This window comes from Intrasporangium zincisolvens (assembly GCF_034724055.1).
Lineage (GTDB): Bacteria > Actinomycetota > Actinomycetes > Actinomycetales > Dermatophilaceae > Monashia > Monashia zincisolvens.
The window spans coordinates 828,315-840,380 of sequence record NZ_JAWIIL010000002.1 but is presented as its reverse complement, the minus strand read 5'-3'; the positions used below and the strand labels follow the sequence as shown (position 1 = coordinate 840,380).

At 73.5% G+C, this 12,066-nt stretch carries 9 protein-coding genes; 4 read left to right on the top strand and 5 right to left on the bottom strand.

Annotated features, from left to right (window positions below; all coding sequences use genetic code 11):
- Positions 1–11: 11 nt before the first annotated feature.
- Both RY076_RS08190 and RY076_RS08185 read right to left on the bottom strand, forming a co-directional pair.
- On the bottom strand, positions 12–2,258 hold the full coding sequence (locus tag RY076_RS08190) for an ATP-dependent DNA helicase (protein ID WP_323097113.1): 2,247 nt from the start codon (positions 2,256–2,258) through the stop codon (positions 12–14).
- Positions 2,259–2,329: 71 nt separating this feature from the next.
- Positions 2,330–3,019 (bottom strand): TetR/AcrR family transcriptional regulator, encoded by a 690-nt coding sequence (locus RY076_RS08185; RefSeq protein ID WP_323097112.1) that lies wholly within the window; start codon positions 3,017–3,019, stop codon positions 2,330–2,332.
- Between the two features lie 82 nt (positions 3,020–3,101).
- On the opposite strand from RY076_RS08185, the gene RY076_RS08180 reads away from it, so the two are divergent.
- Both RY076_RS08180 and RY076_RS08175 read left to right on the top strand, forming a co-directional pair.
- Positions 3,102–3,725: a TIGR03086 family metal-binding protein gene (locus RY076_RS08180; protein ID WP_323097111.1), complete on the top strand. Its 624-nt coding sequence runs from the start codon at positions 3,102–3,104 to the stop codon at positions 3,723–3,725.
- Between the two features lie 105 nt (positions 3,726–3,830).
- Positions 3,831–5,534 carry a formate--tetrahydrofolate ligase gene (locus tag RY076_RS08175; RefSeq protein ID WP_323097110.1) on the top strand — a complete coding sequence of 568 codons (1,704 nt, stop codon included), beginning with the start codon at positions 3,831–3,833 and terminating at the stop codon, positions 5,532–5,534.
- 36 nt (positions 5,535–5,570) lie between these two features.
- Here RY076_RS08175 and RY076_RS08170 read toward each other — a convergent pair whose 3' ends face one another.
- Together RY076_RS08170 and RY076_RS08165 are read right to left on the bottom strand one after the other, a co-directional pair.
- Positions 5,571–6,686, bottom strand: coding sequence for a GNAT family N-acetyltransferase (locus RY076_RS08170; protein ID WP_323097109.1), 1,116 nt, complete (start codon positions 6,684–6,686; stop codon positions 5,571–5,573).
- The gene (locus tag RY076_RS08165) at positions 6,683–6,844 is read right to left on the bottom strand and encodes a hypothetical protein (protein ID WP_323097108.1); all 162 of its coding nucleotides are present in this window, start codon (positions 6,842–6,844) and stop codon (positions 6,683–6,685) included. The genes RY076_RS08170 and RY076_RS08165 overlap by 4 nt, the downstream gene beginning before the upstream one ends.
- A 194-nt stretch (positions 6,845–7,038) precedes the next feature.
- Between RY076_RS08165 and RY076_RS08160 the strand changes: the two genes are divergently transcribed.
- Both RY076_RS08160 and RY076_RS08155 read left to right on the top strand, forming a co-directional pair.
- Positions 7,039–8,763, top strand: a complete 1,725-nt coding sequence (locus RY076_RS08160; protein ID WP_323097107.1) for an FG-GAP repeat domain-containing protein — start codon at positions 7,039–7,041, stop codon at positions 8,761–8,763.
- On the top strand, positions 8,763–10,460 hold the full coding sequence (locus RY076_RS08155; RefSeq protein WP_323097106.1) for an FG-GAP repeat domain-containing protein: 1,698 nt from the start codon (positions 8,763–8,765) through the stop codon (positions 10,458–10,460). The genes RY076_RS08160 and RY076_RS08155 overlap by 1 nt, the downstream gene beginning before the upstream one ends.
- Positions 10,461–10,553: 93 nt before the next feature.
- Here the strand turns inward: RY076_RS08155 and hflX are convergent, their stop codons facing one another.
- Complete coding sequence (gene hflX, locus RY076_RS08150) at positions 10,554–12,038, bottom strand: GTPase HflX (protein ID WP_323097105.1); 1,485 nt, start codon at positions 12,036–12,038, stop codon at positions 10,554–10,556.
- Positions 12,039–12,066 lie beyond the last annotated feature (28 nt).

The window sequence follows — 12,066 nt, the reverse complement described above, 5'->3', positions numbered from 1 at the left end:
CTCGCGTCCGGTCAGTCGAAGAGCTGGCCGGTCGCGAGGGTGAGGCCGAGCTGCTCGGCGCGGGCCGCGATGGTCTCGCCGGGCAGCTCGAAGTGCTCGACGAGCTCGTCGAGGAGCATCCCCGACTCGGCGGCGTCGCGCAGCTCGGCGTCCTGCTCGTCGGTCCACGCGTGCCCGGAGGTCACGGCGCTGCGCGTCGCGGGCGCCGGGGCCGTGGGCGGCGGTGGCGCGACCGGACGCGGGTGCTCGGTGCCGTCGTCCTCCGACCGGGCACCGTTGAGCGAGCGCAGCGCCGGCTCCTCGACCGGCAGCGGCTCGGGCGCGGTCTGGTCGAGGCGGCCGAGGGCGGCCAGGACCATCTGCTTGTCGGTGGTCGGGTAGAACGGCGGGAGCGAGCGCTGGAGGAAGCCGGCGTACCGGGCCGTCATCATCCGCGAGTCGAGGAACGCGACGACGCCACGGTCGTCGGAACGGCGCACGAGGCGCCCAGCCCCCTGGGACAGACGGAGCGCGGCGTGGGTGGCCGACACCGCCATGAAGCCGTTGCCGCCCATCCGGGCGATGGCCTGCGAGCGGGCCGAGGCGAGCGGGTCGTCGGGGCGCGGGAACGGGATGCGGTCGATGATGACGAGCTGGCACGACGAGCCGGGCACGTCGACGCCCTGCCACAGCGTCAACGTGCCGAAGAGGCACGTGCGCGGGCTGCGGGCGAACTGCCGCACGAGCGTCGTGATCTGGTCCTCACCCTGGCACAGCACCGGGAAGTCGTCGCCGAGCCGGGCCCGCATCACCTCGGCCGCGTTCTGCGCGGCGCGCGTCGAGGAGAAGAGGCCGAGGGTGCGCCCGCCCGCGGCCCGGATCAGCTCCTCGATCTCGTCGAGGGCGGCGTCGCTCGTGCCGTCGCGCCCCGGCGCGGGCAGGTGCGTGGCGACGTAGGCGATGGCCTGCTTCGGGTAGTCGAACGGGCTGCCGACGTCGAGGCCCTGCCAGGCGGGGGCGCCGTCGCCACGCAGGCCGATGGTGCCGGCCACGGCGTCGAAGGTGCCGCCGAGCTCGAGGGTGGCGGAGGTGAGCACGACCGTGCGCGCCTCGAAGACCTTGTCGCGCACGAGCATCGCGACGCTCATCGGCGCGACCCGCAGCACGGGGCCCCGACGCGGGTCGTGGGAGAGCCACACGACGTCGAGCTCGCGCTCCTCGAGGATGCGCTCGGCGTTCTCGTGCACCTCGTCGACCGCGGCGCGCGCCACCTGACGGGCGCCGTCGACCTCGGTGCCGGGCGGAGGCTTGAGGTCGCTCTGCACCTGGCGGGCGGTGTCGCGGACCCGGGCGAGTGCGAGCCCGACGGCGTCGGGCACCCCGAGCATCCGGCCCTCCTCGACCCGCTCGAGCGAGGCCGCGAGCAGCTCGCCGGCCTCGGTGAGCGCGTCGGTGTTGTCGGACATCCGGCCGGCGCGCTTGGCGGCGGTGCCGACCATCGCGCCGGTCAGCTCGTCGGTGACCGTGGCCGTGACGCGGTCGACGAGCTCGTGGGCCTCGTCGACGACGAGGACGTCGTGCTCGGGCAGCATCTGGCGGCCCTCGAAGGAGTCGATGGCCATGAACGAGTGGTTGGTGACGATGACGTCGACGTCCTTGGCGGCCTCGCGGGCGCGCTCGACGAAGCATTCGGCGACGAACGGGCACTTCCCGCCGAGGCACTCGTGCGCCGAGACCGACACCTGGCGCCAGGCCCGCTCGGAGACGCCGGGGACGAGCTCGTCACGGTCGCCGGACCCGGTGTGGCCGGCCCACTCGCGCAGCCGGACGACCTCGGCACCGAGACGCCCGACGTTGGCGTCGACCTGCGACACCGACAGCAGGCCGTCCTCGTCGTCGGGGAAACCGCCCTCGAGCTTGTTGAGGCACACGTAGTTGCGCCTGCCCTTGACGAGCGCGTACGTCGGCCGCCGGCCGAGCACCGGGGCGAGCGCCTCGGCCACGCGGGGCATGTCGCGGTCGACGATCTGGGCCTGGAGCGCGAGGGTGGCGGTGGCGACGACGGCCGGCTTGCCGCTGTCGAAGGCGTGGGCCACGGCGGGCACGAGGTAGGCGAGCGACTTGCCGGTGCCGGTGCCCGCCTGGACGAGCAGGTGCTCACCCTTGTCGACGGCGTCGGTGACGGCCCGCGCCATGGCCAGCTGGCCGGGACGCTCGGTACCACCGACCTTCGACACCGCGGCGTGGAGGAGGTCGTCGATCGCAGGTCGAGGGGCCACCGACCCACCCTATGGGGCACCGCCGACGCTGCGATCCCCCCGTCCCCAACCGCGGGCACGCGCATCGACGGTCAGTGGCTGCGGTCCCAGCGCTCGCGGAGCTCCGACGCCGTCGGCGGACCCCCGGGCAGCGTCGCCGACCCGTGCCGGGCCCGGAGCGCATCGAGGTGCAGGGCGAGGTAGCGACGCCGCAGCTGGGCCGTGCGCTCGACGTCTTCGACGCGGACGGCGGTCAGCTGCTCGAAGACCATCGGCAGGTCGGCGTCGGTGACGTCGGGGCGCAGGACACCCGCCTCCCGCGCCCGGGCCACGAGGCCGGCGACGAGTGGCCCGCTGCGCACGGCCAGGGCACGCAGCTCGGGGGTCGAGCGGAAGGTGCCGGCGAGCCGGACGGTCAGGGCATGGACGTCGGACTCGACGACGCCGCGGACGAAGCCCTCGAAGGCCGCCCACGCGTCTCCCCCGTCGTCGAGACGCGCCACGGTCTCCTCGGCGAGCGCGACGAAGCGGCGCAGGCCGTCGCCGCACAGAGTCTGGAGCAGCTCGTCCTTGCCGGCGTAGCGGCGGTAGAGGCCCCCGACGCCGACGCCGGCCTCGTGCGCAACGGCGGACATCGGGGCCGCGGGGTCGCGGAGGAAGACGGTGCGGGCGGCCTCGAGGATCGCGGCGTCGTTGCGGGCGGCCTCGGCCTGGCGGCCGCGCCGGGCAGGTGCGGCAGGCGCAGCGGGTGCGGCGGGCGTCCGGTCGGTGGGGGTTGACATGGTCCGACGCTACCACTTGATCGGAATGCTTCATTCCGTTAACGTCAATATCGGAACAGCTCATTCCGATCAAGGAGCCACCATGACCAGAACGCCCGGCACGACTCCCGAGACCCACGACTGGCCCCTCCTCTCGGCCGCGCACGACGCCCTTCGTCGGACCGTCGACGCCGTGCCCGCCGACGCGTGGGGCGACCCCACCCCGTGCGAGGCCTGGTCGGTGGCGCAGGTCCTCCAGCACGCCGCGGGCGACCAGCTCGGCTACGCCGGCGTGCTCACGGGCCGTGGCTTCCCCTCGTTCGACCCCTTCGCGCCCTCCGGGGTGCTCGACGGCGACCCGCGCGCCTTCCTGGCGCCCACCCTCGACGCGTCGGCCGCCGCCTTCTCGACCATTGCCCCCGACGATGCGGCCGTCGCCGTGCCCCTGCCGCAGGGCCCGTTGGCCGCACCGGTCGCCGTCGGCGCCTGCGCCCTCGACGCCGCGATCCACGCGTGGGACATCGCCGTGGCCACCGGCCAGCCCTCCCCCGTCGACGACGACCTCGCGGCGCAGCTGCAGCCCGTGGCCCTCGCGATCGTCGAGCCGCTGCGCGGCTTCGCCTACGCGCCGGCGCTGCCCGACCCTGCCGACGGTCGGTCCCCCCTCGCCGACCTGCTGCGCTACCTCGGGCGCGACCCGGGCTGGTCGCGCGGCAGAGCCGACTGACCCGGCCGAGGCGGCTGCGGGCCGGCCGCAGCAGCGTCGCTGTGAGCGTGGTGACGTTGGCGGCAAATCCTCGCCGGACGCGGTGCGGCGGAGTTTGATCGAGGTATGACCACGAGCCAGCCCACCGACCTCGACATCGCGCGCGCAGCGACCCTGCGCCCGATGGTCGAGGTGGCCGCCGACCTCGGCATCGCCGAGGACCACCTCGTGCCGTACGGCCGCGACGTCGCCAAGGTCGACCTCGCCGCCCTCGACACCCCCGGACCGGAGCGTCGGGCGACGTACGTCGTCGTCACGGCGATGACCCCGACGCCCCTCGGCGAGGGAAAGACGACGACGTCCGTCGGCCTCGCGCAGGCACTCCAGCGCCTCGGCACCCGGGCCGTCGTCACGCTCCGCCAGCCCTCGATGGGGCCGACCTTCGGGATCAAGGGCGGCGCCGCCGGCGGCGGGTACAGCCAGGTGGTGCCGATGGACCGGCTCAACCTGCACCTCACCGGCGACTTCCACGCCGTCACCGCCGCGCACAACCTCCTCGCCGCCATGGTCGACAACCACCTGCACCACGGCAACGCGCTCGGGATCGACCCGCGCAGCATCACCTGGCGACGGGTGCTCGACGTCAACGACCGAGCCCTGCGCAACGTCGTCGTCGGCCTCGGAGCCCGCGAGGACGGCGTGCCGCGCGAGACCGGGTTCGACATCACGGCCGCGAGCGAGGTCATGGTGCTGCTCACCCTCGCGACGTCGCTGCAGGACCTGCGCGAGCGCCTCGGCCGCATCGTCGTCGGCTACACCCTCGAGGGCAAGGGCGTCACGGCCGAGGACCTCGGCGCCGCCGGGGCGATGGCGGTCATCCTGCGGGATGCCTTGCAGCCCAACCTGCTCCAGACCCTCGAGGGCGGTCCGGCGCTCGTGCACTGCGGCCCGTTCGGCAACATCGCGACCGGCACGTCGTCGGTGGTCGCCGACCTCGTGGCGCTGCGCGGCGCCGACGTCGTCGTCACCGAGGCCGGGTTCGGCGCGGACATGGGCGCCGAGCGCTTCTTCGACGTGAAGTGCCGGGTGGCGGGGCTCGTGCCCGACGCCGCTGTCGTCGTGGCGACGGTGCGGGCGCTCAAGGCGCACTCGGGGCGGTGGCGCATCCGGGCGGGACGGCCCCTGCCCGAGGACCTGCTCGACGAGGACCCGTCGGCGGTCGAGGCGGGCCTGGCCAACCTGCGCGCCCACGTCGAGATCGTCCGACGCTTCGGCGTGACGCCGGTGGTGGCCGTGAACGCCTTCCCCACGGACCACGACTCCGAGCATGACGTCGTGCGCCGGTTCTGCGACGAGCTCGGGGTCCGCTGCGCCGTGACGCGTCACGTGGCCCAGGGCGGCGCGGGAGCGGAGGACCTCGCCCGACTCGTGCTCGACGCGGCCGCCGAGCCGAGCGAGTTCCGCGTCCTCTACCCGCCGGAGATGCCGCTGGCGGACAAGATCGAGACGGTGTCGCGCGAGGTGTACGGCGCCGACGGCATCGACCTCTCCCCCGGCGCCGCCCGGGCCCTGCGCGACTACGAGCGTCTGGGCTTCGGCGAGCTGCCCGTCGTCATCGCCAAGACGCACCTGTCCCTGTCCTCCGACCCGACGCTGCTCGGTGCCCCGACCGGGTGGCGGATGCCGGTGCGCGAGGTGCGGGCCGCCGTCGGCGCCGGCTACGTCTACGCGATCTGCGGCGACATGCGCACCATGCCGGGGCTCCCCAGCTCGCCCAACGCCGAACGCATCGACCTCACCGAGGACGGCAGCATCGTCGGCCTGATGTGACGCGATCCGACTCCACCGCAGTGCTGCTCGGCCGCGTCAGGTCAGCGGGGCGCCGTCGAGGCGGCGGACCATCGTGACGTCGTCGCGGTAGTCGGTGTCGGACAGCTTGAGCCCACCCGGCACCCGGCCCACCTCGGTCCATCCCGCCGACGCGTAGAACTCACCGAGGCCGAGCCCGTCGCGGTACTCGAGCCTCAGCAGCTCGACGGCCGGCAGCGACCGCCGGGCGATGCCGACCATCCCGCCGAGGAGCACACGTCCGAGGTTGCGGCCCTGCGCCACGGGGTCGATCATGAGCCGCTTGAGGCCGGCGAGGTGCTCGTACGGGAACCCGCGCGAGTGCTCCCAGAAACCGAGGCCGCGCAGTGCGCCGTCGGGGTCACGCAGCGTGCAGAGCACCGAGATGCCGGCGCCGACGTCGGCGAGGTGGCGGTCGAGGGCAGCGGCGACGGCAGCACGAGGGGCTCCGGGCAGGAAGCCGACCGAGCCGCCGGCGTCGTTGACCCGACCCCAGAGGTCGACGACGGCGTCCGTGAGGTCGGCATCGACGTCGGCCGGGTCGACGGCCGCCACGACCGGGGCTTCGAAGTACAGCATCGGCTCCGAGTCCGGCGGGTCGTCCCGGTTGAGCCGCGTGCCGGTCTGCACGAGGCCGGCCGCCGTCGCCGTCGCGACGGAGGCGCCGTTGACCCGGTCGACCATCGCGGTGACGCGTTCGGAACGGTGCTCGACGCCCCAGGCGACGATGCCGCGCGTGATCTCACGACCCAGGCCCTGGCCGAGCCGGGAGTGCGCCAGGCGGTAGTAGAGGTTGAGCTCGGTGTCGTCGGAGTCCTTGACCCGCAGGCCGGCCCAGCCGATGACCTCGCCCGAGGACCGCTCGACGACAGCCGCGTAGCCGACGCCGTCGGCCTCCCAGGAGTCGAGGTCGCCCTGGAGCCGCTCGCGGCAGCGCTCGGGGCTGGGCATCGTGTGCGGCGCGTGGGCGTAGGTGCGCGGATCGCCGTGCAGGCGCAGGTAGTCCTCGAGGTCGGTGTCGGACGGTCGGCGCAGGACGAGCCGACGCGTCACGAGCCACGCGTCGCCCGGACCGCCCGGCGCGGGCGGCTGCAGCAGCGTCAGCGCGTCGGCGGCCGCGGCGCCTGCCGTCACCGCGACGCAGCCGGCCGCTCGGGTGCCCGGGTCTCGCAGACCGCCTGGGGCGCACCGTCGCAGCACGGCTCGATGTAGAGGCACTTCGGGCAGCGGTTGTGCGCCTGCTCGGCGTACATCTGGGTTCCGCAGTACGGGCACGGGATCTCGAGGGCCATGCCCACCATCCTCACCGACGCCACCGACGCCCGTGGGGTGGCACGCCGCGGCGGCCCCGACCGGAGCGGCACCGACCCGGCAGCCCTGCAGGAACACGCAGCGGGCGTCCGTCTTCGGCTCCAGGCAGCGGTCCGGGGCACTACAGTCCCCCTGCCGGTGCCGAACCCGGCTCATGACTCACACAGGGGAACACGTGAACCTCCGTCCATCCGGTGCTGCTCGCGGGCGCCACCTCGTCACCGGCGTCCTCGCGCTCGGCCTCCTGCTCCCGGTCGGCGCCGCCACCGCGAGCGCGGCCGACGCCGACCTCATCGCCTCGGTGTCACTGAGCACGCCGGTCATCACCGGGAGCGCCACCGGCACCGTGGTGCCGGCGGCCGGTGCGCCGGCGAACGTCCAGTACACGTACAGATGGATGCTCGACGGACACCTCGTCGACTCGTTCACGCGCTACGGCACCAGCACCGGCCACCTCGTGCCCTGGGACCACTTCGGCGGCCACCTCGCCCTCGAGGTCACGGCGAAGGCCCCCGACGGGTCGACCGAGACGGTCACCTCACCGACCGTCACCCCGACCGCGTTCGCCCTCGGTGCCCTCGCCTACGACGAGCAGGCCCGTCGCTTCACCGTCGACGCACCGCACCTGCAGCCGATCGAAGGGGCGTTCGCGGGAGGCTTCACCGCGACGTACACGTGGCTGCGCGACGGCGTCCCGGTGGCGTCCGACCCGGGCCTGCCGTGGGCGCACACCAGGGTCGCCGCCGACGAGGGCCACGCCCTGAGTCTTCGGCTGGACCTCGCCCAGCCCGCCACGGGCGCCTCCCGCAGCGTCACCTCCGCGGCCACGCCTGCGCTGGGCCGGTTCCAGGCCACCCTCGACCTGACCGGGTCGGCCGCCGCCGGTCAGTACCTGTCCGTGCACCCGCAGGTCACCGGTGGCTACCCGGAGCCTCCGTCCCAGACGTACGGCCCCTCGGACTGCGACTACCAGTGGTACCGCAACGGCACGGCCCTGCCCGGCAACACCGGCTCGGACCACTACGTGCACACCATGGAGCGCGGCACGACCCTGCAGGCGAGGTCTGTGTGCGGGCTGCCCGGCTACCTGCCCACGACCTCCTGGTCGCGGAAGGTCGCGATCGGCGGCACGCCTTCCCTCCTCTCGTTCGACGACACCGACGGGCTGCGCGACCTGGTGTACTTCGCCCCCGGCTGGGACCCGCAGCAGCTGTGGGTCCTCCGCGCCTCCTCCACCGGCCGCTACCCCGACGGGAACCTCACCGGCTTCAACAACCTCGACATGTCCGGCCTGACAGCGCTCGGGCTCGGTGGCGACCTCGACGACGACGGGCGCGAGGACCTCGTCGGGCGTGACCGCTCGGGCAACCTCGTGCTCTACTCCCACGCCTGGGGCTCGACGAGGCGCATCGGGACCGGCTGGAACGGCATGAACCGCATCGTCACCGGAGGCGACTTCAGCCAGGACCGGGTCGCCGACGTCATGGCACGCCGCAGCAGCGACGGCGCGCTCGTCTTCTACGCCGGGCGCCTCGGCGGGCCCCTGGCGAGCGGCAAGGTCGTCACGACCGCCCTGCGCAACGCCGTGCAGATCGTGACGCTCGGCGACGCGAACGGCGACGGCATCGCCGACGTCCACGCCACCTTCCCCGACGGCAGCCTCTGGTTCTACGCCGGACGGGCGGGCGGCACGCTCGCAGCAGGCGTCCGGGTCGGCACCGGCTGGGGCGGCATGAACCGCCTGCTCGCGGCCCGCGACCTCAACCGCGACGGCAAGGCCGACCTGCTCGCCCGCGACGCCAAGGGCAACGTCTGGCTCTACCCGGGCACCGGGCGCGGCGGCTTCACCGCGCGCAGCCTCACCACGTCCGGCTACACCCTCCCCGCGAAGGTCTTCTGATGCAGCGTCCTACCCGACTCCTCACCGGCTCCGTGGCCGTCTGCGGCCTGGCGATCGCCGCCCTCGTCGGCGCCCCGATCACGAGCTCCGCCGACGCGCCGACGCTCATGGCGTCCGTCACGCTGCCGGCCGACCCGACGCTCGAGTCGACGCTCGGCGCTCTCGTCACCCCGGCCACCGGCGCCCCGGCCGGTGTCACGTACACCACGACGTGGTCCGCTGACGGCACGACGGTGCTCGAGAGTCCCGGCCTGCCGCTCGGCCTGCGCTACTTCGGGTCCTCCGTCAGCGCCACGGTGGTGGCCACCGCACCGGACGGGGCGACGCAGAGCCTGACGAGCGCACCGATCGGACCGCTCACCCGCTTCGCCGACGACTCGCTGCTCCGCTCGACGAGCTCGGCCGTGAGCCTCGACTCCACGTGGTCGACGCGCTCCGGCACGTACGGCGCACTCGCGGGCCAGGTCAGCGTGACGCAGTCGTGGCTGCGCGACGGAGCCGCGATCGACGACTCGGCCGCGTCGTCGCACACCTTCGTGGCGGCCGACCGCGGGCACCGCCTCACCCACCGGATCCGCGTCGTCCAGGCTGGCACGGGGCTCGACGTGCACCGCGACACGGGCCCGACCCCCGTGGTCGGCTCCGTCACCGGACGCATCGTCATCAAGGCGTCGCCGTACGTCCGCGTCGGCGCCGGTCTCGACCAGTTCGTGACGTCGCTGTCGCCCTACCCTCCGGCCAGCGAGGCCTCTCCGCTCACGACCACGACGTCGTGGACCCGCGACGGACGCGTCGTGCCGTGGCCCACCAACTACGGCAAGAACATCGGTCCGCACGAGGCCGGCTCCGTCGTCGGCGTGCGGCTGACGGTGTCGGGACGCCTCATGACGACGACCTCCCTGGACGCGACTCTTCCCCGGGTCCCCGGCCGCCCGTACCTCAACGGCCCCTCGATGAACCCGTTCCGCGCCGTCTATCGCGTCCTGTCGAACGGGTGGGTCCAGGAGATGCGGGTCGACCAGTCGGCGACGGGCCCCTACCTCTGGAACCGCACGTTCGCCTCGGGCTGGGGCGGCATGACCCTGGTGGCATCCGGTGGAGACCTCACGAACGACGGGGCCATGGACCTGGTCGCCCGTGACTCGACGGGCACGCTGTGGTCCTACAGCGCGGGCTGGGTCCAGACGGGCGCCCGCTTCAAGATGGGCACCGGCTGGAACGGCATGAACCTGCTCGTCCTCGGCGGCGACTACGACGGGGACCGGTTCGGCGACCTGCTGGCCCGGCGCAGCAGCGACGGCGCGCTCCTGCTCTACCGCGGTACGGGCACCGGCACCCTGCGTGCGGGAACCGTCCTGACGACCGGCTTCCGCAACGCCAGGACGATCGTGTCCGTCGGCGACGCCAACGGCGACGGTCGGTCCGACCTGCACGCTGTCTGGGCCAACGGTGACCTCTACTTCTACGCCGGGCGTGGCAACGGCACCTTCGCGCCGGGTGTCCGCGTCGGCACCGGCTGGCAGGGCATGACGCGCGTCCTCAACGGTGGCGACATCAACGCCGACGGCAAGCCCGACCTCTACGCGCTCGACGCGTCGAACCGGCTGTGGGTGTACCGCGGCACCGGGACCGGCTCGTTCGGCGCCCGCTTCGAGCTGAAGTCGTCCGGAGGCGCCATGAGCCGGTCGATCTTCTGACGCGACCCTCGACACGAGCGTTCGGCGACCTGACGAGGACGGCGCCCCACCGCATCGGTGGGGCGCCGTCCTCGTCCGTGCGGTCGACGCCGCTCAGCTGGCGACGACGACGTACTCGGACAGCTCGGCCTCGAGGTCGGGCGTCACCTTGGCGCGCACCCGCGTGCCCTCGGCGACGTGCTCGCTCGCGAGGATCTCGGCCCGCTCGTGGATTCGGGACACGAGGTCACCCCGGTCGTAGGGCACGAGCACCTCGAGCTCGATGTCGGGCTTGGGCAGCTCACGGGCGATGAGGTCGCGCAGCTCGGCCAGGCCGGCGCCCGTGCGGGCCGACACGGTGATGCAGTGCTTCTCGTGGCGCATCAGCCGGTCGAGCACCTCGGGGTCGGCGATGTCGGCCTTGTTGACGACGATGACCTCCTTGACCTGGTCACCGCCGACGTCGGCGAGCACGCCACGCACGGCGCTGATCTGGCCCTCGGGGTCGGGGTGCGAGCCGTCCACGACGTGCAGCAGCAGGTCGGCGTCGGCCACCTCCTCGAGCGTGGACCGGAAGGCCTCGACGAGCTGGTGCGGAAGGCTGCGCACGAACCCGACGGTGTCGGCGAGGGTGTAGAGGCGGCCGTCCTCGGTCTCGGCGCGACGGACGGTCGGGTCGAGGGTGGCGAACAGCTGGTTCTCGACGAGCACGCCGGCGCCGGTGAGCCGGTTGAGCAGCGAGCTCTTGCCGGCGTTGGTGTAGCCGGCGATGGCCACCGACGGGACTCCGCCGACGCGTCGGGAGTGACGGCGCGTGTCGCGGCTCGTCTTCATGCCCTTGATGTCGCGGCGCAGCTTGGCGATCTTGGTGTTGATGCGGCGGCGATCGAGCTCGATCTTCGTCTCACCGGGGCCACGCGATCCGATGCCCTCACCGCCGGCGACACGGCCACCGGCCTGTCGGGACATCGACTCACCCCAGCCACGCAGGCGGGGCAGCAGGTACTGCAGCTGGGCCAGCTCGACCTGCGCGCGGCCCTCGCGGCTCTTCGCGTGCTGGGCGAAGATGTCGAGGATGAGGGCGGTGCGGTCGATGACCTTGACCTTGACGACGTCCTCGAGCGCGCGGCGCTGGCCCGGGGCCAGCTCGCCGTCGCAGATGACGGTGTCGGCACCCTCCGCCACGACGATGTCGCGCAGCTCGAGGGCCTTGCCCTTGCCGAGGTAGGTCGCGGGGTCGGGGCGCTGGCGGCGCTGCAGCACGCCCTCGAGCACCGTGGAGCCGGCGGTCTCGGCGAGGGCGGCGAGCTCGCGGATGGAGTTCTCGGCGTCCTCGCTCGTGCCCTCGGTCCACACTCCGGCGAGCACGACGCGCTCGAGGCGCAGCTGCCGGTACTCGACCTCGGTGATGTCCTCGAGCTCGGTGGACAGCCCCTGCACCCGGCGGAGCGCGGCACGCTCCTCGCGGTCGAGCTGGTCGCCGTCGTAGAGCGGCAGGTCCGCCTCGGTGTGCTCGTCGAGGTCGGCGGCCAGGGCCTCGGCGCGGGTCTTGAACAGGTCGGTGTCGCGACCGTGCTGGTTCGTGTGGTTCGTCGTCATGTTCTCCCTAGGTTCCCATCCCTTGAAC

Coding starts and splice junctions, on each gene's coding strand:
- RY076_RS08185 (WP_323097112.1), bottom strand. CDS start 3,019: ATGTCAACCCCCACCGACCGGACGCCCGCCGCACCCGCTGCGCCTGCC.
- RY076_RS08180 (WP_323097111.1), top strand. CDS start 3,102: ATGACCAGAACGCCCGGCACGACTCCCGAGACCCACGACTGGCCCCTC.
- RY076_RS08175 (WP_323097110.1), top strand. CDS start 3,831: ATGACCACGAGCCAGCCCACCGACCTCGACATCGCGCGCGCAGCGACC.
- RY076_RS08165 (WP_323097108.1), bottom strand. CDS start 6,844: ATGGCCCTCGAGATCCCGTGCCCGTACTGCGGAACCCAGATGTACGCC.
- RY076_RS08155 (WP_323097106.1), top strand. CDS start 8,763: ATGCAGCGTCCTACCCGACTCCTCACCGGCTCCGTGGCCGTCTGCGGC.
- hflX (WP_323097105.1), bottom strand. CDS start 12,038: ATGACGACGAACCACACGAACCAGCACGGTCGCGACACCGACCTGTTC.